This is a genomic window from Qipengyuania marincola, from assembly GCF_029688625.1.
GTDB lineage: Bacteria > Pseudomonadota > Alphaproteobacteria > Sphingomonadales > Sphingomonadaceae > Qipengyuania.
The window spans coordinates 973304-997132 of sequence record NZ_JARULC010000001.1 but is presented as its reverse complement, the minus strand read 5'-3'; the positions used below and the strand labels follow the sequence as shown (position 1 = coordinate 997132).

The window sequence follows — 23829 nt, the reverse complement described above, 5'->3', positions numbered from 1 at the left end:
CGCACTTAGGCGCAGGGCAGGCAAACGACAAGGGCGCGCTGCAATCGCGCAGATATGGGTTACGCGTCTTCGGTTTCCGAAGCGGCCACTACGATACCGAGGAAGGTTTCCGCGCTCAGGCTGGCTCCGCCGACGAGGGCGCCGCCAACCTCGGGCGTTGTCAGGATCTCGCGCGCATTGTCTGGCTTGACCGAACCACCATAAAGAATGCGGACGTCAGCAGACCGCTCGGCACCATACACCTCATCGAGCAAATTGCGGATCGCCTTGTGCATTGCCTCGATATCCAAAGGCGTTGCGGTGCGGCCTGTGCCGATCGCCCAGATCGGTTCATAAGCGATTGTCAGCCGATCGGCAGGGTCCTCGAACTTTTCGAGCGCCGGGCGCAGCTGCCCGAGAACGAAGTCTTCCGCCTGACCGGCATCGCGCGTCTCGAGCGATTCCCCACAGCACAGGATTACCCGCAGCCCGGCCTCGATCGCCGATTCGATCTTGGCGTTGATCAGATCGCCGGTCTCACCGTGATCCTGTCGCCGCTCGCTGTGGCCGAGAATGACGAATTTGGCACCGGCATCCGCCACCATGGCAGCGTTGATGTCCCCGGTATGGGGTCCTTCTTCGCCCGGGTGGCAGTCCTGCGCGCCGACGCCGATCTGCTCGGCTTCCTTATGGACTGCGTGAATCAGCGTATAGGGAGGCGCGACCGCGACCTCGACCTTCATGTAGCGCTGCGCGGCACGGTCGATGGCGCGCGCTTCCGAAAGCATGGCGCGCGTGCCGAACATTTTCCAGTTTCCAACGATATAGGGCCGCTCGGCCATTGCGTGTGTCCTGTCAGGATGGGATGACGGGGTCGCCCGCTATAGGGGCGATGTGTTGCGCTCCGCTAGACAAGGTTTCGCCGCGCGTCAAAACCCTTCGCAACCTGTTGCGGCGAGGTCGCATGGCAGATAAAGGCTGCGACCGAAGGCAGGCGCGCCGAGCGACTGCGGATTGTCAATTCTTCCGGGATCGCCCGAACATCATGCTCACGTTTTTCCGAAACATCTTCAAGACGAAGCTTGGCCTCGCGCTGGCGCTTGTTTTTCTGGGCCTGATCGCGCTCGCCTTCGCCAGTGCGGACGTGTCGAGCACCGGCGCCTTCGGCGGCGTAGCCGGTGGTGACCGCGTGGCTGTCGTCGGAGGGGAGAAGATCGGCACGGCTGATCTCGTTCAGGCGGCGAATAACGGCCTCGATCGTGCGCGCCAGCAAAATCCCACGCTGACGATGGAGGAATTCATCGCGCAGGGCGGTCTGGAGCAATCGCTGGAAACGCTGATCGATCGCTTCGCCATTCGCACATATGCCGAGAAATACGGCATCCGTGCGGGCGACAATCTGGTGAATAGCGAAATCCGCTTGCTTCCGGCCTTCCGAGGCGCAGACGGTAACTTCAGCGAGGACATCTATCGCCAGGCCCTCGCACAGGCGCGCATTTCGGATGCACAGGCGCGCGAGGATTTCGCCACCGGCCTTGTTTCGCAGCAATTGTTCGTGCCAGCCACCTTCGGCGCGCAAGTGCCCGAAAGGCTCGCCTACCGTTATGCCCAGCTTTTCAAGGAGCGCCGCGAGGGCACTATCGCGCTGCTGCCATCGGCCAGCTTTGCGCCGCAGGGCGACCCGTCGCCTGCAGTTTTGCAGCGCTATTACGAGGCCAACACGGCAGACTTCGTGCGGCCCGAACGCCGGATCATTCGCTTCGCCACCTTTGATAGCGAGGCACTCGGTGATCGAGTCAATCCGACTGCAGCCGAAATAGAAGCCCGCTATCAGCGCGATCGCGAGCAATTTGCGGCCAGCGAAACGCGCGACGTCACGCAATTGATCGTACCCACCAAGGCTGCGGCGACGTCACTTCGTCAGCGCATCGCAGGTGGCGCCTCGTTCGATGCCGTTGCCCGCGAAGCCGGTTTGCGCGCAACGCCGCTGACCGGTCTGGAGCAGTCCGAGTTGACAAGTCAGGCCTCGCGAGCGGTCGCTGACGCTTATTTTGCAGCGTCCGAGGGTGCGATCACCGAGCCCGCCCGCAGCCCGCTCGGCTGGCACATTGCGCAGATCGACGACGTCATCACCCAACAGGTGCGGTCGCTCGAGCAGGTGCGCGAGGAGATCGCCACGGCTCTGCGCGAGGAAAAGCGCACCGAAGGGCTGGCCGAACTTGCCATCGAGATCGAGGACCAGTTGGCTGACGGTGCGACCTTGACCGAAGTCGCCGAGGAACTCAACCTGGAGCTGACGACGACGCGCCCCGCGCTCGCCAACGGTCGCATTTACCAGGCTCAGGAAACCCTGCCCGAGGTCCTTGCTCCTGCGTTGCAGACCATCTTCCAGATGGAGGAAGAAGAGCCCGAGATCGCGCCACTGCAAGGGGGTGGATCATACCTCGTTTATGAAGTCGCGCAGATCACGCCTGCGGCCAGAGCCCCTCTTGCGGAAATCCGCGATCGGGTCGAAGCGAGCTGGCGGATTTCCGAAGGTCTCAAGCGCGCGCAGGCTGCGGCCGATCGCGTATTAAAGCGCGTTCGCGGGGGAGCAACGCTTGCTGCCGCGCTTGCGGCGGAAGAGGTCCAACTTCCTGCTCCCGAACAGATCAATCTCACGCGCGAACAGCTCGCTGCGCGGCGCGAGCAGCGCATTCCGCCGCCGCTGGCCCTTCTTTTCAGCATGGCTGAGGGAACAACGAAAAAGCTGGAGGCTGCTCAGGACATCGGTTTTTTCGTCGTCGATCTCAACGACATCACGATGGACGACATTGCTGATGACGATCCGCTTATCGCCCAGGCCCGCCAGCAGCTCGGGCCCGTGATTGGTGAGGAATACGCGCAGCAATTGCGCCTTGCGATGCGCGAGGAACTGGGCGTCGAGCGGAACGAAGATGCGATCGAAGCTGTCCGGCGTCAGCTCCTCGGCACGAATTGAGCCGCCCTTGTCGGACCAGCTAGAAGGCCTGGAAGAGGCGCAAGCAGAACTTGAGGCGGGACGTCCGGCACTGGTCTGGCGCAAGGTCGTCGCCGATACGGAAACGCCTGTCGGCGCCGCGCTCAAGCTGTTCGAACCCGATCGTGGCGATTTTATCCTGGAGTCGGTCGAAGGCGGAGAGACGCGCGGTCGCTACAGCCTGATCGGTATCGACCCGGACCTGGTATTCCGCGCAAGCGGCGAAAAAGCCGAGATAAACCGCAGCTGGCGCGAGGAGCGCGCGGCATTCGAATCCTATAGCGGCAATGCGCTCGACGCCCTGCGCGACCTCGCCAAATCATGCCGCTGCAAAACGCCGCCAGAATTGCCGCCGGCTCTCGCCTGCCTGGTCGGCTATTTCGGATACGAAACGATCGGCCTGGTTGAGAAATTGCCCCGGGCGCCCGCCGCCGAATTGGCTCTGCCAGACATGCTGTTCGTCCGCCCGACGGTCGTCCTCGTATTCGATCGGCTCGGCGATACGCTGTTCTGCGTCGCGCCCGTCTGGCCGGGCATGCGAATTGAGGTTGCGTCCGAACGGATCGACGCGGCTCTCAGCAGATTGGCGCAGCCGCTTGGCCGGCAACCCGAGCAGCAGCTCGAGGGACCGGAGCCTGAGCTGACCTCGTGCATCGCCAAGGATGATTACCGCGCAATGGTCGCGAAGGCGAAGGACTATATCGCTGCCGGAGACATCTTCCAGGTCGTTCTGTCCCAGCGGTTCACCAGTCCGTTTTCGCTGCCAGCGATGGCACTCTATCGCTCCTTGCGGCGCGTAAATCCTTCGCCTTTCCTGTATTTTCTCGACCTTCCGGGCTTCGCTGTGGTGGGCTCCAGTCCGGAGATTCTCGTCCGCGTGCGCGATGGCGAGGTTACCATTCGTCCGATCGCGGGCACGCGACCTCGCGGTGCTTCGCCGGATGCGGATCGGCTCGCCGAGAAATCCCTTCTGGCGGACCCCAAGGAGTGTGCCGAGCACTTGATGCTGCTTGATCTTGGGCGCAACGATGTCGGACGCGTCGCAGTGTCGGGCAGCGTCGCCGTCACCGATAGTTTCACCGTCGAACGGTACAGTCATGTCATGCATATCGTCAGCAATGTGATAGGGCAGCTCGATCCGGGCAAAGACGCCCTCGATGCCCTGTTCGCGGGTTTCCCGGCGGGCACGGTCAGTGGCGCCCCGAAAATCCGCGCATGCGAGATCATTGCCGAACTCGAACCTGCCACGCGCGGGCCATATGCCGGCGGCGTCGGATATTTCGCCCCGGACGGTTCAGTCGACAGCTGCATCGTCCTGCGCACCGCCATCGTGAAGGACGGTATCATGCATGTGCAGGCCGGGGCTGGCATCGTGGCAGACAGCGATCCCGATTACGAGCAGCGCGAATGCGAGGCCAAGGCAGGTGCCCTGCTGGCGGCCGCCCAGGAAGCCGTCAGGATCTCGCGACAGTCGGGATATGGCCAATGAGAGTCCTGTGCGCCTTTCTTGCGCTGACGCTGCTCCCTTCCTGCGAGCAGCAGCCTGCCGGCGAGCCGGTCGTCCGGGCGCGGATCGACGGGAACGGCCAGGCGGCCCAGCCCAGCGCCGCACCCTCGCCCGAAGAGACCGCGACCGTAGCGAGCTCGGTCGAAAGCGCCTGCCGCTCCATCATCTTCGAGGATACGCCGCTAACCCACTGCCTCGCCACACCGGTACGACACAGGATCAGCATGGATCTGGGTCCGTCTGGCGAGGCGCCCTACCGCAGCCTCGAAGCGCTAGCGCGCCAGCGCGGCAGCGGCGAAGTCGCATTCGCAATGAACGCCGGCATGTTCGATGACGACGGCAAGCCGATCGGCTACTTCGTAGAGGCTTCCCAGCGCTTGCAAACGCTGAACACCGCTGACGGCGAAGGCAATTTCCACCTCAAGCCGAACGGGGTCTTCTATGGGTCGGGTGGCGAGTGGAGCGTGCGCACCACCGAAAGCTTTCTCGCAAATGTCAGCGAGCGCCCGGAATTCGGCACGCAGTCCGGGCCCATGCTCGTCATCGATGGCGCGCTGCACCCTGAAATCACCCGCGATGGGCCGTCGCGACTGGTCCGCAATGCCGTCGGCGTCGATGCGGAAGGACGCGCGCATTTCGTTATTTCGAACGCGCCAATATCGTTCGGCAAGCTGGCCCGTTTTTATCGGGACGAACTCGATGTTCCCAACGCCCTGTTCCTCGATGGCAATGTTTCGCAGCTGTGGAACCCCGCAACCGACAGGCTCGATAGTGGCGCGCCGATCGGCCCGATTGTCGTCGTCACCCGCAAGGACACCGAATGACCGAAGAACGCCGCACGCTCTATCCCGAAATCACGCCGTATGAGACCGGCATGCTCGACGTCGGCGAAGGGCATTCGCTCTATTACGAGCGTGTCGGTACGAAGGGTGCCAAGCCGGCAGTCTTTCTCCACGGCGGCCCCGGTGGCGGCATGTCGCCCGATCATCGCCGCCAGTGGGATCCGGATCTCTATGACGTCTTGCTTTTCGACCAGCGCGGCTGCGGAAAGTCTCTACCTTTCGCGGAAATCGAGAACAACGATACCTGGCGCATCGTCGCCGATATAGAGCGACTGCGCGAGATGTGCGGGCACGAGACGTGGCAGGTGTTCGGCGGGAGTTGGGGCGCAACCCTCGCGCTTGCCTATGCCCAAACCCATCCAGGCAGAGTGAGCGAAATAATCCTGCGCGGCGTATTCCTCGCTCGCCAGACGGAAAAGCACTGGCTCTACAGCTATGGTGCCAGCGAGATCATGGCCGAGCAGTGGGACGATTTCACCGGCCTCATTCCCGAGGCAGAGCGCAGCGACCTGGTGCGCGCCTATTACAAACGGCTCACCAGCCCGGACGAGGAAACTCGCCTCGCCGCGGCACGCGAATGGTCACTGTGGGAGGGCAATGTCGCCACCCTTCTGCCAGATGCCGCATTGCTCGACAGCTTTGCCAATCCGGAAAAAGCAGTGCCTTTCGCGCGGATTTGCGCGAAATTCTTTCTTGAGGATTTCTTCCTGAAAGAAGCGCAATTGCTCGCCAATGTCGGGACGATATCTCATCTGCCGGGCATTATCGTGCAGGGACGCCACGATATTTGCACGCCACCCACATCAGCATGGGCGCTCAGGAAAGCCTGGCCGAATGCCGATCTGTGGATCGTGCCCGATGCCGGCCATTCGGCCGCCGAGCCAGGGATTGTCGACGGGCTTGTGCGGGCGACAGACCATTTCGCTGGCAAGCAGGCGTGACGTCACATCAATCCGACTTCCTTGAAAGCCTGGCTTTTCGACGCCATTGATCCGGACGAATGACCGACAACCGATCCATCCTCGTAATCGATAATTACGACAGCTTCACCTTCAACCTGGTCCATTATCTCATGGAACTCGGTGCGGAAGTGGAAGTGGTGCGCAACGATGCGCTATCCGTAGGGGAGGCAATGGCGCGCGACGTTGCCGGCGTTTTGATCTCGCCCGGCCCCTGCACGCCCAATGAAGCGGGCATCAGTCTCGATCTCGTCGCCGCCTGCGCTGAAGGAGCACGCCCGTTGCTGGGCGTTTGCCTCGGGCACCAAGCGATCGGCCAGCATTTTGGCGGCAAGGTCTCCCGTGGCGGATTGATGCATGGCAAGACCTCGGCAGTCGAACACGACGGCACCGGCGTTTTTGCGGGTTTGCCCTCGCCCTTTACCGCGACACGCTATCATTCGCTGATCGTCGAGAACATACCCGACTGCCTCGAGGTCAATGCCACGAGTAGCACGCCGGGGCTCGACGGTACGAGCATCATGGGGCTTCGGCACAAAGAATTGCCGATCCACGGGGTGCAATTCCATCCGGAGAGCATTGCTACAGAGCACGGCCACGCGTTGCTTGCGAACTTCCTCGCGGTTTGCGGCATCGCAGCCAAGGTGCCGGCGTGAAGGCGCTTCCGCAATCCGAAACGCATCTGAGCGAAGCGGAAGCGGAGGAAGTCTTCGGCTGGATCCTTGATGGCGAAACTAGCGATGCCGAGATCGCGCGGTTTCTCAGAGACATGTCGATGCGCAGCGAAACGGCGGACGAGATTGCCGGAGCGGCCCGCGCGCTGCGTGCGCGCCTGATCCCGATCGATGCTCCCGAAGGCACCGTGGATTGTTGCGGGACCGGGGGCGATGGCCATCACACGCTGAATGTTTCGACCGCGGTAAGCCTCGTGGTTGCCGCTTGCGGCGTGCCCGTGGCCAAGCACGGCAACCGAGCGGCGAGCAGCAAGTCGGGTGCCGCGGACACGCTCGAGGCGCTTGGGCTCGACATGGACGCGGCGGGAAGAACGGCCGAGAAGACTTTGGCAGAACTCGGTATTTGCTTCCTCTTCGCTAAGAATCACCATCCCGCCATGGGCCGCATTCAGCCGATCCGTCAGAAGCTGGGCGTACGGACAATCTTCAATCTGATGGGGCCGCTCTCCAACCCCGCGGGCGTCCAGAGGCAACTTATCGGTATCGCGCGTCCCGCATATGTCCCGATCTACGCCGCGGCAAAGGCGAAACTGGGCACGCAAAGGACCTTTATCGCTTCAGGTGATGAGGGATTGGACGAACTCAGCCTTGCGGGAGGGAATGAGCTTGCGGACGTGATCGGGCGAGATTTCGAAATGCGCCGCGTAAGCGCCGTGCAAGCCAATCTGCCCCATGCACCGGTTGAGGCCATCCGTGGCGGGGATCCCGTGCACAATGCGCGGGCACTCGAGGCGCTCTTGTCTGGCACACCCGGTCCCTACCGCGATGCAGTTCTGTTCAACGCGTCCGCAACGCTGATCGTGGCCGGAAGATGCGACGACTGGACCGAGGGCGCAGAAATCGCGGGAGAAGCCATCGACTCTGGCGCGGCAGGCAAGCTGCTGGCAGACTGGATTGCACTGGCACGATGAACAAGCTGCTTGAAATCTGCGAAACCAAGCGAAACGAGGTCGCCGCGCGCAAAAAGGAGCGCTCGATGGGCGCGCTTGATGCGCTCGCCAGCGAGCATTCTGCGCCGCGCGGTTTCCGCGCTGCGCTCGAGCGGGCGCAACGTCACGGTTTCGGGCTCATCGCCGAGATCAAGAAAGCATCGCCCTCCAAGGGGCTGATTCGCGAGGATTTTCAGCCCGCCGAACACGCCAGGCAATACGAAAGAGGCGGGGCGGCGTGCCTCTCTGTTCTGACCGATGCCCCCTATTTCATGGGCCATGAGGATTACCTCGTCGCCGCGCGCGCCGCTTGCGACCTTCCTGTCCTGCGAAAGGATTTCATGATCGATCCATGGCAGGTGGCCGAGGCCCGCGCGATCGGCGCAGATGCGATCCTGATCATAGTCGCCGCACTAGACGATGGCGCGATGCAGGAGATTGAGGCAGCCGCGATCGACTATGATATGGACGTCCTCGTGGAGGTGCACGATGCAGCCGAACTTGACCGCGCGGCCCGACTCAGGTCGCGCTTGATCGGGATAAACAATCGCGACCTGCGCACATTCACGACTGACCTCGCAACGACCGAAACCCTCGCCCCTCGCGCGCCCGATGGCAGCCTCGTCGTCGGCGAAAGCGGCATTGTCGATCATGCCGATTGCGAACGTCTGGCTCAGAGCGGAGTACGCAGCTTCCTCGTCGGCGAAAGCCTTATGCGGCAAACGGACGTTGCCTCGGCCACGCGTGCTCTGCTGAACGGCTAGACGTCCGAATAGCACGTTTCGGGAACGCCTGTTCCATCTGAACTGGATCGAAAATGGCGGAATTGCTTGACTGCCCGCAATCGGTTGCCTAATTGTTCCGTATTCGTTCACCTCTTTGTGAACAGAAGGCACGGGAGTTGCGCAAAATGCTGACGGCCAAACAGCACGAGCTTATCCGGTTCATCCAGCAGCGATTGGAAGAAACCGGAATCTCGCCAAGTTTCGAGGAAATGAAGGAAGCGCTCGATCTGAAGAGCAAGTCGGGTGTGCACCGCCTGATTTCGGCGCTCGAGGAACGCGGATTCATCCGTCGTCTTCCCAATCGCGCGCGCGCACTCGAGGTGGTGAAGCTGCCCGAGGATGCGGTGACGGGGTCAAGCAAGCCGACGGTCGCCAACGATACCGGTGCTACCATGGCAGCTGCTGTGACCGCGAAGGCCGTCGCGCCGGAACCGGCGAATGACATCATTGACGTGCCCCTGCATGGGCGGATTGCCGCAGGCGCTCCGATCGAGGCGATCGAGGGACAGAGCAGTATGCCGGTGCCTGCCGCTCTTCTCGGCCCGGGCGAACACTATGCGCTCGAAGTATCGGGAGACTCGATGATCGAGGCGGGCATCTTCGATGGCGATTTCGCACTTGTACGCCGCTCCGACACTGCGCGGGATGGAGAGATTGTCGTGGCGCTGGTGGACGATGAAGAGGCAACGCTAAAATATCTGCGACGCGACGGCGGGCGAATCCGGCTTGATCCTGCAAACGGCTCCTACGAGCCACAGGTCTACGAATCGCACCGGGTCAAGGTTCAGGGCAAGCTTGCAGGGCTTTTGCGCCGCTATCATTGAGTGCAGCTGGCTTCGAGATGAATATGCAGGAGGGCGCGGGCGGATACCGCGCCCTTCTTTTTGGATGATACCTGCCGTTATGGCAAAGTGCACCAAACCATTTTCACTTGCGTGCATGCGGTTTGAACCAGCCATGCTCGCCCTGCCCTTTTGCCACAGTCTCGATGCGTTCTTCGCCGAGATAGAGGGCAGTGCCGCCCTGCTCCTGAAGGAAGCGTCGATCAGCCTTCAACCACCGCGGTCGGCATGAACGCGGCAGGAAACGATCGGCAATGACAATGTCAGACTGGTCGCATGCGGCGGCCAGGGCCCGTTCCTCGATCAGTTCGCGGCTACGCGCAATCAGGAGGCGCCAGGACCGCCCATCAACAGTTATGACCAAAGTACAAAAGTCGCTGCTGCAGCGCGCTGCCGGCCAGCGCCCCAGCGGTATCGGTTGACCCTCCAAAGCCACCACCTCGCGCAGATTCTCCTGAGCGTAACTGCCATCACTGTCCCGCAAAACGAGCAGCCGCCCCTCAGCACTGGCGATGCCGACATCGCGACCGTCGCGCGTGATGACGACGTCCGGCGCAGGCGTTGCCCACATCCACAATGCACCGACCGCCATTGGCGCAATGCCCCATAGACGCAAGCAGCCGTGCCAGAGAGCCATCCACAAGGCGCCCGCGAGAAAGACGAGTATCGACGCCATCGGCATAGTCGGGGCGAGCTTTACCGCACCCGGCTGAGCAGAGACGAAATGAGCGATGCCGAGCAGCACCTCGAGCGATCGACCAACCAGCCACCAGGCAGGCGCACCCAGCCCGAACAGATCCAGAAACAAGGCCAATGCGACAAGCGGCATCGAGGCGAAGGTGACGAGCGGGATCGCGAGCAGGTTGGCGCCAGCACCGTACAATCCCGCTCGGTGAAAATGGAAGAGGACGATAGGCATGAGAGCCAATTCGATAACCAGACCTGTTGCGAAGAGCATGATCACACGCCGTCCGGACCGTCGGAACCAACTTTCCTCACGTGGTGAAAGAAATGCCCTGACCGGCGAGGAATTGTGAAGCGCGACGATCGCGATCACCGCGGCAAAGCTCATTTGAAAACTCGGTCCGACCAGTGCTTCTGGCCAAAGCAACAGGACTGCCATTGCAGCGATGGCCACAAGCCGCAAAGTCAGAGCCTCGCGGCCAAGAACCAGAGCGATCAGCACCAGCAGCGCGCCTAGACAGCTTCGCACCGTCGGCACCTCGGCTCCGGTCAGGAGGGTATAGGATATGCCGGCAAGGGCTGCTGCCCCCGCAGCGACCACCGGCAGTCTCAGTCGTAGCACCAGCCACGGCCACAAAGCCAGCAATTTCAATGTAATGAGATAAACAGCTGCGATGATTGCGCTGACATGCAGGCCACTTATCGAAAGCAGGTGGGTCAACCCTGCATCGCGCATGGCGGCCTCGTTCTCCTCGGAGATCGAGCCGCGGTCGCCGCTCGCCAGTGTGGCGGCTATGGCACCGGGCGCGCCTTCGACCCGCGACCTTACATGGGCGGAGAGCGCGCGCTGCACCTGCGCTATCCAGCCATCCCGCGCCCCCGCCCCTTCGACGATCTCTATGTCGCCGGTCACACTGCCTGTGGCTGACAACCCTTCGAACCAGGCCCGCCGCGCAAAATCGTAGGCTCCCGGCACAATCGGGGGTGACGGGGGCATCAAGCGAGCGGCGAGCCGGATTCGCGCCCCCTCGCGCAAAGCGTCGTTGGCTTCCGCAAGGGGTACGTTGATACGATAAGCTCGTGCGGTGCCCGTTTCGGCATCGCGAACCGCCACCGTGAGCCTGACGCGGTCGCGCGAGGGTTGCTCCTCACGTTCGAGAATCCGTGCGTCCATTCGCTCGAAACGGGGGCGCTCGATTGGCTCCGCTCCGACCAGTTCGGACCGCGCCCAGACAATTGCGAGCCCTGCAGCAATGACGAGCGCCGCTGCCACCGTCGCGAGCTTCAGATGCGCTCGCTCATCTCGGTCGCGCCAAAGCGCTATGGCAGCCAGCGCGATCAGCATAAGAAGGCCAATGGTCGCCGACCACTGCCATGGTGACTTAAGCGCGAACCAAAGGCCGATTCCTCCGGCGAATGCGACAGCGATCCACGGCCCCCGGTCAAACCCCGCCTGCGCCAGCATGGTCTCGCTGCGATCGGCAAATCTGGACAAGAGCCCGCGCATGCGCCAAGGGCGCGGCACAGCCTGCGCGGGCGCATCGCCCGTACCCCCCATCGGTACAGAAGGCGTCCCTCGCGTCGCCATGCAAGTCTTTGAAAGGAAGCGAGAGACAATGGCAAGCGATAGTGGAACGCCCGCCGGAATGGTCGTAACCCGCTTTGCCCCCTCGCCGACCGGATACCTCCATATCGGTGGAGCGCGCACGGCCTTGTTCAATTGGCTTTTTGCCCGCCACCATGGTGGGCGCGTCTTGCTTCGTATCGAGGATACTGACCGTAAGCGGAGCACGCAGGACGCGATCGACAAGATCATCGAAGGGCTGACCTGGCTCGGCCTCGATTTCGACGAGCCGCCACTGTTTCAGTCAGATCGCGCCGAGCGCCACGCGGAAGTTGCGAGGCAGCTGCTCGAGGCAGGCCATGCCTACAAGTGCTTCGCCACGCCAGAAGAGCTGGAGCAGATGCGCGCCGAACAGCGGGCGGCAAAGCAGCCCATGCGTTATGATCGTCGCTGGCGCGAGCGGGACGAGAGCGAGGCCCCCGAAGGCGCGCCCTATGCGATCCGTCTCAAGGTGCCCACCGAAGGTGAGACCACCATCGACGACGCCGTGCAGGGCAAGGTTACTGTCAAGAATTCGGAAATCGACGATTACGTGATCCTGCGGGCGGACGGCACGCCGACCTATATGCTCGCCGTCGTGGTCGACGATCACGACATGGGCATTACCCACGTTATTCGTGGGGACGACCATCTCAACAACGCCTTCCGCCAGTTGCCGGTGATCCGTGCGATGAATGAGATCGAGGGCAGCTGGCCCGACCCGGTCTACGCACATGTCCCGCTGATCCACGGGCCGGACGGTGCGAAAATGTCCAAGCGTCATGGCGCGGTCGGGGTCGAAGCCTATCGCGACGAAGAAGGGGTGCTTCCTGAAGCGCTGTTCAATTATCTGCTGCGACTCGGATGGGGTCACGGGGACAAGGAGGAGATCAGCCGCGACGAGGCCATTGCGCTGTTCGACCTCGATGGCGTGGGCAAGGGCCCGGCACGCTTCGACATCAAAAAGTTGCAGAACCTGAACGGTCATTACATCCGCGAGGCCGACGATGCGCGCCTCGCCAGCATTGTCGCCGACAATTATGACGACAAGGTAGATGTCGCCTTGCTCGAACAGGCCATGCCTGTGCTGAAAGTACGTGCGAAGTCGATCAATGAACTTATTGACGGATCGCAGTTTCTCTTCGCTCGGCGTCCACTCGAAATGACTGACAAGGCGGCGGCCTTGCTCGATGACGAGGCACGCGAGCGTCTCGCGGGCCTGTCCAAAATGCTGCATGTGCAAAATGACTGGACAACCGAGGCTCTCGAAGCCACTACGAAATCGTATGCCGAGCAGCTCGAACTGGGCCTTGGCAAGCTCGCGCAGCCCATGCGCGCGGCATTGACGGGGACGACCACGTCCCCCGGCATTTTCGATGTGCTGGTCCTTTTGGGCAAGGCAGAAGCGCTCGCGCGGATCGACGCGCAAGCGGCCGACGCCCCCGGGCCGGCCGGAGACCGTTGAGGAGAAACGCGTGCCCGACAACATGGCCACTCTCGATCTGGGCAACCAGACACAAGAATTCCCGGTGCTGCAGGGCAGCGTCGGCCCGGACGTCATCGACATTCGCAAGCTTTATGGCGGAACCGGCAAATTCACCTATGACCCCGGATATAAATCGACGGCCAGCTGCGAAAGCGCACTGACCTATATCGACGGCGAGGAAGGCGTCCTACTCCACCGCGGCTACCCAATCGGACAGCTGGCGGAACATTCGAGCTTCATGGAAGTCGCCTACCTTCTGCTCAATGGCGAACTGCCGAGCCAGGAAGACCTCGACGATTTCGATTACACCATCACGCGCCATACGATGGTGCACGATCAGCTCCGCCAGTTCTACCAAGGCTTCCGGCGTGATGCGCACCCGATGGCGATCATGTGCGGTGTCGTCGGAGCGCTCTCCGCGTTCTATCACGACAGCACGGACATCTCCGATCCGGAGCATCGCAAGATCAGCAGTCATCGCCTGATTGCCAAGATGCCGACGATCGCGGCGATGGCGTACAAGTATTCGATCGGCCAGCCCTTCATGCAGCCGAAAAACGACCTGAGCTACACGGGCAATTTCCTGCGCATGACGTTCGGCGTTCCGGCCGAGGAGTATGAGATTCACCCGGCCATCGAAAAGGCGATGGACCGCATCTTCATACTCCATGCCGATCACGAACAAAACGCTTCCACCTCGACCGTGCGGCTCGCCGGCTCGTCGGGTGCAAACCCCTTCGCCTGTATCGCGGCGGGCATCGCTTGCCTTTGGGGGCCGGCACATGGCGGCGCGAACGAGGCTGCGCTCAATATGCTGCAGGAGATCGGTTCGCCCGACAAGATTCCGCACTATATCGAGCGCGCGAAGGACAAGAACGACCCGTTCCGCCTGATGGGTTTCGGCCACCGCGTCTACAAGAACTACGACCCGCGGGCGACCGTTATGCAGCAGACGCTGCGCGAGGTCTTCGACGCGCTGAACGTGAACGATCCCGTTTTCGAGACCGCGCTGCAGCTTGAGGAAATCGCCCTAAACGACGATTATTTCAAGGAAAAGAAGCTCTTCCCCAATGTCGACTTCTATTCCGGAATCATCCTGAATTCGATCGGTTTCCCGACAACGATGTTCACCGCCCTATTCGCTCTCGCCCGCACGGTCGGCTGGGTGGCCCAGTGGAACGAGATGATTTCGGATCCCGGCCAGGTCATCGGCCGTCCGCGCCAGCTCTACACCGGCCCGACCGAGCGCGACTACGTGGCGATCGACAAGCGTTGAGCCTAGGACAAACCAAACGATCGAGGGGCGCTGCGGCGCCCCTTTTTCTTGTCAGTCGTCCGCTTTGGGACGGGATATGCCCTTGCCTGGACCATCTCGCTGTTCGGAGCGCATGTCGTCTGCCGCAGGCACGGAAAGGGTAAAGCGTGCGCCCTGCCCCGGCGCACTTTCGACCGTCAGATCGCCGTCCATGGCGCGCGCGATCCGGCGCGAGATATAGAGACCAAGACCAGAACCGCCATCGCCGCTTCGGCCCAGTCGCTCGAATTTCCTGAACACCTTTGCCTGCTGCTCTTGGTCCAGGCCGTGTCCTTGGTCGGCCACGGTGATGAGCGCCCTGCTGCCGATGCGATCGAGCCGGATCCACACCTGGCTGTCTTCAGGCGCATACCGGATCGCGTTGCCCACGAGATTGAGCAGGATTTGCAGCACGCGGCGGAATTCGGCGATAGCCAGCTGACTTTCTCCCTCCACCGGAGGCACCAGCGATATACCGCGCTCCTGTGCCCGCACGCCCAGAATGCCGCAGGCGCGCCGTGCGACATCGGCGAGCTCGATGCGGTCGGGTGCGGTCACGAATTGTTCGGATTCAACCACCTCAAGGTCCGAAAGATCATCGATCAGAGCAAGCAGATGCTGCGCTGCGATGGCAATATCGGCGGCATAAGAACTGTATTCGTCGGCAATCGGTCCGGCGAGTTTTGTGCGGATCGTTTCTGCATTCGCAATGATCCGGTTGATCGGCTGGCGTAGTACCGGGGTAAGATCTCGCCCGAAAGAAGCTCCATCGAGCGGTGTGGTGTTATCCGCTCCCGCACGGGTATCAAGGGGCCGGTCCGCGGTCAGATAGAGCACGAACCCGCTGCTTCCGGCATCGCCCTTACCGAGAGGTTCGAGATGGGCCGTCCACATACGGTCCGATCCATCGATCGCGCATCGCGCCCCGTCCAGCAACCGCCAGTGGAGCGGCTGCTCGTGGGCGTTACCCGGCAGTTCGACGAAATCCGTCCAGGGCGCACCCATCGCTGACGCAGTTCGTGACAGGAAGTCAGCGAGATCCGGCGCTTGCGTCTCGACTGAGAGAATGCCCTGCGAGGGATTCAGACGCACGAGGCAATCGGCAAGGTGACGATTGATCTCGATCCGGCGGCTTACTGCCTCGCGATCATTTTCTAGCGGGAGCGGCTCTGCATGCCAGCTGACGACGTCTATGTCGCACTCTGCGACACGTCCGTCGTCCGAGAAGTGTGGTGCGATTTCGACCCATGCGGTCACAGTGTTCTCGCCATCGACGGCGCTGAATTGCCGCGCGAGACGCAAACCATAGTCTGCCGCTTTGTGTACCAGACTCCTTAGTTCGGGAATTGCGACGGCGCCGCCGACCTCACCGCCACACGCCTCCTGAAGACTCGCAAGCGGCTCTTCAGCCGCTACGAGCGAGCCGTCTGCGTCCACTTTGCCATGGGCGATGTATTGGGTGCCGACATTGCCCATGATTATTCGATCCCCGAGCTCCGGCTCTCCGCCAAAATGGTTCGGGCGTCCGCCACGGACAGGCGACCGATCGTTACAGGCACCTCCCGGTTCGGATGCAGGCGCAACACCTCGGCATTTACTTCCTCGCTGGTTAGCCCAGCAGCACGCAAGCCGAGGGCGAGCCGACTCGACTGACCCTCATGCGTTGAGAGAATCGCAAGATCGCGCGACTGGCTTGAACGGACCGCAAGCGCGGTCACGAACAAGGCCACGCCCGACCGCTCCAGATCGAGCGCACCGGCCTGTTCGTTCCCCATGCCCGATACCAGCCGTGCAAGGAGCGAAAGTCTGGCCGATGCTTCGTCATAGGCGTTTCGCAACTTGGTCTCCGCCCGGATCATCGCATCTGATCGGCGATCACCGGCGTGAGCGCGCCATGCGAGCAAGACTTCGTGAAAAAGATCGCCGGGCAATTCGCTCACTGGCAGTTCCATGCGTCGTTGCGTCTGGGCAAAGCGCGCCTGTGCAGCAAGCGTTGCCATCGCGGCACTGGCGACGCCGGAGTCTTCTGAGGCGATAAGGTCTTGCAACAAGGGCGATAGGGCAGGATCTAGGCCATATTGCGCCTCCATGCGCGAAGCCAATTGCCACTCCATCGCCAGGGTATGGCAATGCGACAGAATATGCGGATTGCGATAAAATGCCGCTGCAAGCGCATCGCCGTGTTTCTCTGCAAAGGCCTCTCGCCCTGCCTCCCCGGTGGCCTCCGCCTGTGCCCGCAGAACCTGACCCGCCATGTGATGACACATGCCCTTGATGCGCGCGACAAGTTCATCGCTGAACAGTGAGTGATCGGGCGTCGCCACGAGGTGTTCCAGGATCGGGCCGACATGGGCGAGCACGGCATCGCCATCGGCCACGGCACGGCGAGCCGCAGCGATATCGGCGCTGCGAGCAGCGTCAGGCAAGGACGGGTCCAACCGCATGGCTTATCACTAGCAGATCCATGGTTAATCGACGGTTATTCACCGCGATGAGGCGCCAGAAACAGCGTGACGAGTACGATAAGAGCCAGAACTGCCGTCGCGGGCTGCACCAGGCCGAAGGCCACGCAAGGCACAAGTAGGCCTCCGACGGCAATACGGTCCCTATAGGTCGCCTTCCACCTGTCCGATCGCATCCGATTGCCCAAGCGCATCAGGGCAAACAGGATTATGGGTACGAACAGGCGCAGCCATTGGGTATCCTCAGGTGAAGCCAGCGCGATCAATATGATGAAGACGGGGTCGGTCAACCAATCCAGCGCTGCCGCCGTGCGTGATCGGCGACCGACGGCCTGCCCCGCGCCGGCGATGCGCTCGACCGTTTCTCCGGCAGCACTCAGGACGGCCATGAATGTACCCAGCAGCATTGCTGGAAGGTGCAGACCAACCAAGGCGCATCCGAGTGCGCCGAGCCCACAGATCGCGGCCCCGATGGCTGGCACGCTGGCCGCCCGCGTGCCAAGGGCATCGCGGGCAAGTCGCGCCCCTACGCGCTCCGCGACCGCCAGCCCGGGCGCATTGAACTCGGCGACTTCGGCATGGTCGCGGATCCATTGATCTTCCCGCTCGCCAAGCTCGTCCACAGTTGGCATCCAGTGCCACTTGCCCTCAATCAGCAACCGTTTCTCGAGAGGGAGAACCTTGACCCCCGCCTGTAGGCCAAGCCGCAGCAGAGCGGAGACGATATCACTGTCGGGCGGAAGCTCCGCCAGCGGCTCGACGATCGATCCGGGCAGCAACATCACGCCCGACCAAGCAAATTGCTGGTCAATCCGCTCATGACCGCGTGGGACGGCATCCTCAGCAGGAAAGGCCAGTATCACTGGCAGGCTGACGGATCGCAGCACGGGTTCCGCTGCCGGCAGGTTGCCCGCAGCCACGACCAGGATTTCGTCCGCGGCAGTTACCATACCCGAAAGGGACCGGGTTTGTTGCATGGCGACGAATTTGATCCCTGCCTGCTCGGCGTGACGCTGGGCCTCGGTGACCTCGCGACTTATGCCATCGACGAGGCAGGCGACGGTCTCGCAGCCGGCCGCCAGGGCAAGGTCGATCTGGCGCTCGAGAATGGTCCTGCCCGCAAACTGCCGAAAAGACGCACGCAGTCCTCCGCCCGGAACGGAATTATCGAGGATGGACAGGAGCGCGACGCGCAAAAGTATCTCCATTCGTGCGGCTACGGCGCGGTTTTAGAGTCGCTTCGCAACTACGACCAGCCTCCGGTTCGAGATTCCCCCCGCAGCGGTTTGGGCAGAACTGGAGAGATGATCGCTTGCCCCTGCCTCAGCAGAGCAATTGGTTAAAGTGGGTTTAAGCATAGTGGAAACGTGGTAGTTTCCATCCATGACCCAGCGCTCGATCATCAAGGCCGTCCCCGGCGACGAAACGCCTGCATCACCGGAAATCGAAGCATTCGAAGACGATACCGTCGAAAATTCAGACGCCTTCGAAGAACCCGGCGATGTCGATTTTGTCGAGGACTTTGCCGAAGACGACAGCGAAGTCGTTTCGCGCGAATGGATTGCCCCGGCTCTCGCCATTACGGCGATAGCCGTCTGGACCGGCTTCTTCGCCTGGGCAAACTGGGCCACGCTGTCGACCGGCGGGACACCGGCGCAATGGAGCGGCTGGATCGTCAGCTGGGCAATTCCGGTACTGCTGGTCGTCAGCCTGTGGATGCTGGCGTTGCGGAATTCACGCCACGAAGCACGGCGCTTCGGCGAGGTTGCCCATTCCCTATCAATCGAGTCCGCCAAGCTCGAAGAGAAGCTTGCAGTGGTCAATCGCGAGCTAAGCCTGGCGCGCGAGTTCCTCGGCTCGCAAACCCGCGATCTCGAATATCTTGGCCGTTCGGCGAGCGAGCGTATCTCCGAACATGCCGACCGGTTGCAGGGTCTAATCCATGACAATGGCGAGCAGGTCGAAGCGATTGCGCGAGTCAGCGGCACGGCGCTCGAAAACATGGACCGCTTGCGCGACAATCTCCCGGTCATCGCCAACTCCGCCAAGGACGTCTCCAACCAGATCGGCGCTGCGGGTCAGACAGCACAGTCTCAACTCGATGAACTGATCAAGGGCTTTCGCCGTCTCAACGAGTTCGGCACTGCGAGTGAACGGCAGGTCGCTTCGCTGCAAACACGCGTCGATGAAGCGCTCGTGGCCTTCGAAGCGCAGGCCGAGCAACTCGGTTCGATTACCGAACAACGGTTCGCGACCCTGCGGGCGGAAGGCGAAACCTTCCGTGGCGAGCTCGACAGCCGTGAAGTCGAGGCACTTGCTGCCATGCGCGCCCGGGCGGCTGCCCTGCGTGCAGAAATGGGCGAGAGCAATTCGATGATCGAGGGCGAGATCGAGGCGCTCTTCGCAAGCCTGCAGGTGCGGCTGGAAGCCATGCGAGGCGAAGCCGCGAGCGTGGCAGCCGAAGTTCGGGCGGGCGAGGATATGGCGCTCGCCAAATGGGGCGAACAGATCAACGCCATGCGCGAGCGGCTGGTCAAGGCGATCGAGGAGATTCGCGGCGTCGACAAGGGTGCGATCGACTTCGCCAACAAGAAGCTTCAAGCTCTGGTCGACGAAGCCAAGAAGGTCGACGCGCGCACAGCCGAACGTAATCGCAAATTCGAGGACGAGGCACTCAAGCGGCAGGCACGCCTTGCGGAAGCAGAAGAGCAGGCGGTCGCCCTGATGCAGGAACGGATAGCAGCGCTCGATGCGGCAATCGCGGAGCGCAGGGCGGCCCAGCTCGAGCAGTCGGAGGCGCTAGCGCGCGAAGGGGAAGCCTTGGCCGAAAAGATCGCGCTACTCGGCGAAGTCTTCGAAAAGGCGGATCAGCAGGGCCGCGAGGCGAGCGGGCAGGTTTCGGCCGGTGTCGACGCTCTTAATGCGAAGCTCGTCGAAAGCCGCGAAGCGCTGGACGGAACAGATATGGCTGTCGCAGCCCTAACCGATGCGAGTGTCCGCCTGCTCGAACTGATCCAGGCGAGTGCGCATCATACGCGCGAAGAGCTTCCTGTAGCGATGGCGACCAGTGAGGAACGTCTGGCTGGCCTCGAAGCGCGAGCGAACGAGGTGCATGCCTTGCTCGAAGAGGCGCGCATGGCCGGCGACAAGGCTGGCGCGAGCATGGAGCTTGCAGGCTCAAGCGCGCGCGGCGCAATGGAAGAAATCGATCGATTTCAATCCGCTTTCGGCGAAAATACCATGGCCCAAGCCGACAGTATCGAGCGGCTGCGCGCCGGGGTCGCCGCCCTTGGCGAGGAAAATGCGGCCGTGGCAGAACGCGCCCGAAACGAATTGCAGGCTGCGATCGACACGCTGCAAGCCAGCGCGAAGTCTGCTCTTGCGGCCATCGAAGACGAGCAGGCCGAACGTATCGCGTCACTCGCGGAAAAGGTCGGTGCCCAAAGCAGCGAAGCGATAGAACGCGCGCTCGCCGAGCATACCGAAGGCGCGATTGCAAAACTTGAGGAAGCTACAACCCGGTCGTCGGAAGCTGGGCGCGAGACGGTCCGCCAACTGCGCGATCAGCTAGCCAAGGTGAACGAACTGACCGGCAATCTGGAAAACCGGATCAAGCATGCCCGCGAACGCGCAGTCGACGAGGTCGACAACGATTTCTCTCGCCGCGTTGCGCTGATTACCGAGAGCCTGAATTCCAATGCCATCGATATCGCCAAGGCGCTCTCGACCGAAGTGACCGATATGGCCTGGGCAAGCTATCTGCGCGGCGATCGCGGCATCTTCACCAGACGTGCGGTCAATCTTGTCGACAGCACCGAAGCGCGAGACATCGCCGAGCTATACGATGCGGACAGCGATTTCCGCGAGCATGTGAGCCGCTATATCCATGACTTCGAAGCCATGCTCCGGACGATGCTGAGCACGCGCGATGGACATGCGGTCAGCGTCACCTTGCTGTCGAGTGACATGGGCAAGCTCTATGTAGTGCTCGCCCAGGCGCTCGAGCGTTTGCGCGAGTGATCCCTAGCCGGCCGAAGGTCCCCAGAAAATGAGGTCTTCGGCGACGATCCAGCCATTGATGTAATTGGCCACATAGGCCGTCGTCAAAACGGCAGCGAGAATTGTCGCGCGGAGCATCAATCGTCCGGGGCGAAACTCGACGGGCGCGCTGTCTGCCTGACCTCTGACTTTCTCAATTCCTGCCTCGTCATGCGTCTTCACGCCAAAGGGCAACAGCACGAAGGCGCTGAAGACGAGAAACAGGAAATAGATCGCCAGGATGCTGGTCCACTGCATGGCTGCGTCTCACAGATTTGGCAGGATCACGCGGACCTGCGGTCGCTTGCCCGACCAGCGCAAAGCGGCGCGGCGTGCCGCGAGCCGCGCGGTCTCGTGCACCAGCGCCGCGTCCTTTCGGGCTGCGCCCTTGAGCTTGCGAATTGCAGCCACGACATCCTGCTGTGCCTCGTCGAGAAACTCCGCATAATCCTCATCCAGCGGCAGCCCGACGCTGTCGATGCGTGGATTGAGGTCGCCGTCGAGCGCAACGATTACCACGCCTTCGCGCATGATGCGACGGCGCATGGCGATCGCCTCGCCATCCGCGGGAACGATGATGTCGCCGTCGAGCACGAGCCGGCCGGCCCGAACCTCTGCGATCTTGCCTGGCGCGCCAGGCGCCAGACGCACGATGTCGCCATTTTTCTGAACGACATTTACGGGGATGGCATTGGCTGCACCCAACCGCGCCTGTTCCTGCATATGACGTATCTCTCCATGCACCGGAACGAGCACATCGGGTCGCAGCCAGCCATAGAGCGCTTCGAGTTCAGGGCGCCCGGGATGACCCGAGACATGAATCATGCTCTGCCGGTCGGTGACCATGGTGATCCCACGTTCCGCAAGCTTGTTCTGAACCGATCCAATGCTGATTTCATTGCCCGGGATCTGGCGGCTCGAAAACAGGACGACATCGCCGTCGACAAGCTCGAGCGGATGGTTCCCTTCGGCGATCCGGGCGAGCGCGGCGCGCGGCTCCCCCTGCCCGCCGGTCGCCAGAATCAGCACCTCGCCACGCGGCAATGCCATGGCGGTGTCGAAGTCCACCGGGTCGGGCAAATCCGCGAGATAGCCATTTTCCTGCGAGACCTCGATGATTCGGTCGAGGGACCGGCCGGCAACGCACAGCTGGCGCCCGGTTTCGCGCGCGACATCGCCCAAGGTCTGCAAGCGGGCAACATTGCTGGCAAAGGTCGTCACCAGGACGCGCTTGCCAGCATGCCGCTGCACCTCCTCCAGGAGGCCCCTGTGAACCGCGCCTTCGGATCCGCTCGGGGCTGGGTTGAAGACATTGGTGCTGTCGCAGACCAGCGCAAGCACACCCTCGTCGCCAATTTCGGTAAGCTCCTCTTCGGTCGTTGGCTCGCCGATGATCGGGTCTTCGTCGAGCTTCCAGTCACCGGTGTGGAAAATCCGCCCGTGAGGGGTGTCGATCAGCAAGGCGTTACCCTCCGCGATCGAATGCGCGAGTGGGAGATAGGTAATCGCGAACGGCCCTACTTCGAAGGAGCCATGGTCGTCATTGATGATGTTGAGCTCGATCTCATGCTCGATCCCCGCTTCCTCGAGTTTGCGACGGACGAGTTCGGCCGTGAAGGGGGTCGCGTAGATCGGGACACCCAAATCGGCGGCGAAATAGGGGACCGCGCCAATATGGTCTTCGTGCGCATGGGTCAGCACGATGGCCTCGAGCTGGTCTGCACGCTCCTCGATGAAATCGAGATCGGCAAAGACGAGATCGACACCTGGATACTGATCGCCGGAAAAGGTCATGCCGAGGTCGACCATGAGCCAGCGGCCCTGGCAGCCGTAAAGATTGACGTTCATGCCGATCTCGCCCGAGCCTCCAAGGGCCAGGAACAGCAGCTCGTCTTCCGGCGTAAAGTTTTTCTTCAACGCACCTGCTCCGCCAGAATTGCGAGACCTTCCAGAGTGAGGTCGCTGTCGACCGCATCGAACAGGTCGGTATGCTCATTGAAAAGCAGCGCCAGCCCCCCGGTTGCGACAACCCTGGCCGGGCGCCCGATTTCACGCTTCATCCGCTCGATTAGCCCTTCGATAAGCGCGACGTAGCCCCAGAAGACACCGATCAGCATCTGGTCTTCGGTATTGCGCCCAATCACGCTTTCGCTGGCCGGCTTTTCGATCGCGATACGCGGCAGCTTTGCGGTATTGCCGACCAGCGCGTCGAGCGACAGGTTGATGCCCGGTGCGATAATGCCGCCTTTGTACGCCCCGTTGAAATCCACCGCATCGAAGGTGGTTGCAGTGCCGAAATCGACGACAATGAGATCGCCCTCATATTTTTCATGCGCGGCAAGCGTATTGAGCGCACGATCTGCGCCGAGCGAACTTGGCTGCTCGATGTCCAGCTCGAAGCGATAGGCTGTTTCGCCCTGCCCGGCGACCAGCGGTGTTATGCCGAAGTACTTCTCCGCCAGGACAGTGAGGTTGTGGATCGCGCGCGGTACGACTGACCCGATGATGATCTGGTCGATATCCTCGCGCCTGAACCCCTGCAGTTTGGCCAATTGCAGAAGCCACACGGCGTATTCATCGCCCGTGCGGCGCGGATCGGTGGCGATCCGCCACCGGGCCTTGATTTCGCGACCCTCGAACAGAGCAAAAACCACGTTGGTGTTACCGACATCAGCCGCGAGCAGCAT

Annotated in this window: 19 protein-coding genes; 11 read left to right on the top strand and 8 right to left on the bottom strand. The window is 62.0% G+C overall.

The genetic code is table 11. The features are described 5' to 3' along the window. Positions 1-59 precede the first annotated feature (59 nt). On the bottom strand, positions 60-821 hold the full coding sequence (gene tpiA / locus P8Q88_RS04930) for a triose-phosphate isomerase (protein WP_278322702.1): 762 nt from the start codon (positions 819-821) through the stop codon (positions 60-62). A gap of 203 nt (positions 822-1024) precedes the next feature. Here tpiA and P8Q88_RS04925 point away from each other — a divergent pair, with 203 nt between their 5' ends. The 8 genes from P8Q88_RS04925 to lexA all read left to right on the top strand — a co-directional run bounded on the left by P8Q88_RS04925 (position 1025) and on the right by lexA (position 9557). Next, a complete protein-coding gene (locus P8Q88_RS04925) occupies positions 1025-2959 on the top strand; it encodes a peptidylprolyl isomerase (protein ID WP_278322701.1) in 1935 nt (644 codons plus the stop codon). Beyond that, on the top strand, positions 2916-4466 hold the full coding sequence (gene trpE, locus P8Q88_RS04920; RefSeq protein ID WP_278322700.1) for an anthranilate synthase component I: 1551 nt from the start codon (positions 2916-2918) through the stop codon (positions 4464-4466). The genes P8Q88_RS04925 and trpE overlap by 44 nt, the downstream gene beginning before the upstream one ends. Then, entirely contained in the window at positions 4463-5308 is an 846-nt protein-coding gene (locus P8Q88_RS04915; RefSeq protein ID WP_278322699.1) for a phosphodiester glycosidase family protein, read from the top strand. The genes trpE and P8Q88_RS04915 overlap by 4 nt, the downstream gene beginning before the upstream one ends. Next, positions 5305-6267 carry a prolyl aminopeptidase gene (pip, locus tag P8Q88_RS04910; protein WP_278322698.1) on the top strand — a complete coding sequence of 321 codons (963 nt, stop codon included), beginning with the start codon at positions 5305-5307 and terminating at the stop codon, positions 6265-6267. Before P8Q88_RS04915 ends, pip begins: the two co-directional genes overlap by 4 nt. Positions 6268-6326: 59 nt before the next feature. Next, positions 6327-6941, top strand: a complete 615-nt coding sequence (locus P8Q88_RS04905; RefSeq protein WP_278322697.1) for an anthranilate synthase component II — start codon at positions 6327-6329, stop codon at positions 6939-6941. Beyond that, the gene (gene trpD, locus P8Q88_RS04900) at positions 6938-7930 is read left to right on the top strand and encodes an anthranilate phosphoribosyltransferase (protein ID WP_278322696.1); all 993 of its coding nucleotides are present in this window, start codon (positions 6938-6940) and stop codon (positions 7928-7930) included. The genes P8Q88_RS04905 and trpD overlap by 4 nt, the downstream gene beginning before the upstream one ends. Next, positions 7927-8712: an indole-3-glycerol phosphate synthase TrpC gene (trpC, locus tag P8Q88_RS04895; protein ID WP_278322695.1), complete on the top strand. Its 786-nt coding sequence runs from the start codon at positions 7927-7929 to the stop codon at positions 8710-8712. Before trpD ends, trpC begins: the two co-directional genes overlap by 4 nt. A 146-nt stretch (positions 8713-8858) precedes the next feature. After that, positions 8859-9557: a transcriptional repressor LexA gene (gene lexA / locus P8Q88_RS04890; RefSeq protein WP_278322694.1), complete on the top strand. Its 699-nt coding sequence runs from the start codon at positions 8859-8861 to the stop codon at positions 9555-9557. A gap of 103 nt (positions 9558-9660) precedes the next feature. On the opposite strand, the gene P8Q88_RS04885 is transcribed toward lexA, so the two are convergent. Beyond that, positions 9661-11847, bottom strand: a complete 2187-nt coding sequence (locus P8Q88_RS04885; protein WP_446532530.1) for a ComEC/Rec2 family competence protein — start codon at positions 11845-11847, stop codon at positions 9661-9663. 28 nt (positions 11848-11875) lie between these two features. Here P8Q88_RS04885 and gltX point away from each other — a divergent pair, with 28 nt between their 5' ends. Beyond that, a complete protein-coding gene (gltX, locus tag P8Q88_RS04880) occupies positions 11876-13327 on the top strand; it encodes a glutamate--tRNA ligase (RefSeq protein ID WP_278322693.1) in 1452 nt (483 codons plus the stop codon). A 22-nt stretch (positions 13328-13349) separates the two neighbouring features. After that, positions 13350-14624 carry a citrate synthase gene (gene gltA, locus P8Q88_RS04875; protein WP_278322774.1) on the top strand — a complete coding sequence of 425 codons (1275 nt, stop codon included), beginning with the start codon at positions 13350-13352 and terminating at the stop codon, positions 14622-14624. 51 nt (positions 14625-14675) lie between these two features. Here the strand turns inward: gltA and P8Q88_RS04870 are convergent, their stop codons facing one another. Genes P8Q88_RS04870 through P8Q88_RS04860 form a run of 3 tightly spaced genes read right to left on the bottom strand, consistent with a single transcriptional unit; the run spans position 14676 to position 18312 of the window. Continuing rightward, on the bottom strand, positions 14676-16118 hold the full coding sequence (locus P8Q88_RS04870) for a sensor histidine kinase (RefSeq protein WP_278322692.1): 1443 nt from the start codon (positions 16116-16118) through the stop codon (positions 14676-14678). A 2-nt stretch (positions 16119-16120) separates the two neighbouring features. Next, positions 16121-17068, bottom strand: coding sequence for a hypothetical protein (locus P8Q88_RS04865; RefSeq protein WP_278322691.1), 948 nt, complete (start codon positions 17066-17068; stop codon positions 16121-16123). A gap of 53 nt (positions 17069-17121) precedes the next feature. After that, complete coding sequence (locus P8Q88_RS04860; RefSeq protein ID WP_278322690.1) at positions 17122-18312, bottom strand: hypothetical protein; 1191 nt, start codon at positions 18310-18312, stop codon at positions 17122-17124. A 175-nt stretch (positions 18313-18487) separates the two neighbouring features. Here P8Q88_RS04860 and P8Q88_RS04855 point away from each other — a divergent pair, with 175 nt between their 5' ends. After that, entirely contained in the window at positions 18488-21124 is a 2637-nt protein-coding gene (locus P8Q88_RS04855) for an ATPase (protein WP_278322689.1), read from the top strand. A 3-nt stretch (positions 21125-21127) separates the two neighbouring features. Here the strand turns inward: P8Q88_RS04855 and P8Q88_RS04850 are convergent, their stop codons facing one another. The 3 genes from P8Q88_RS04850 to P8Q88_RS04840 are packed head-to-tail and all read right to left on the bottom strand — an operon-like array spanning position 21128 to position 23829. Continuing rightward, a complete protein-coding gene (locus P8Q88_RS04850) occupies positions 21128-21400 on the bottom strand; it encodes a DUF1467 family protein (protein WP_278322688.1) in 273 nt (90 codons plus the stop codon). A gap of 9 nt (positions 21401-21409) precedes the next feature. Further along, positions 21410-23059, bottom strand: a complete 1650-nt coding sequence (locus P8Q88_RS04845) for a ribonuclease J (protein ID WP_278322687.1) — start codon at positions 23057-23059, stop codon at positions 21410-21412. Continuing rightward, positions 23056-23829 (bottom strand): type III pantothenate kinase, encoded by a 774-nt coding sequence (locus tag P8Q88_RS04840; RefSeq protein WP_278322686.1) that lies wholly within the window; start codon positions 23827-23829, stop codon positions 23056-23058. Before P8Q88_RS04840 ends, P8Q88_RS04845 begins: the two co-directional genes overlap by 4 nt.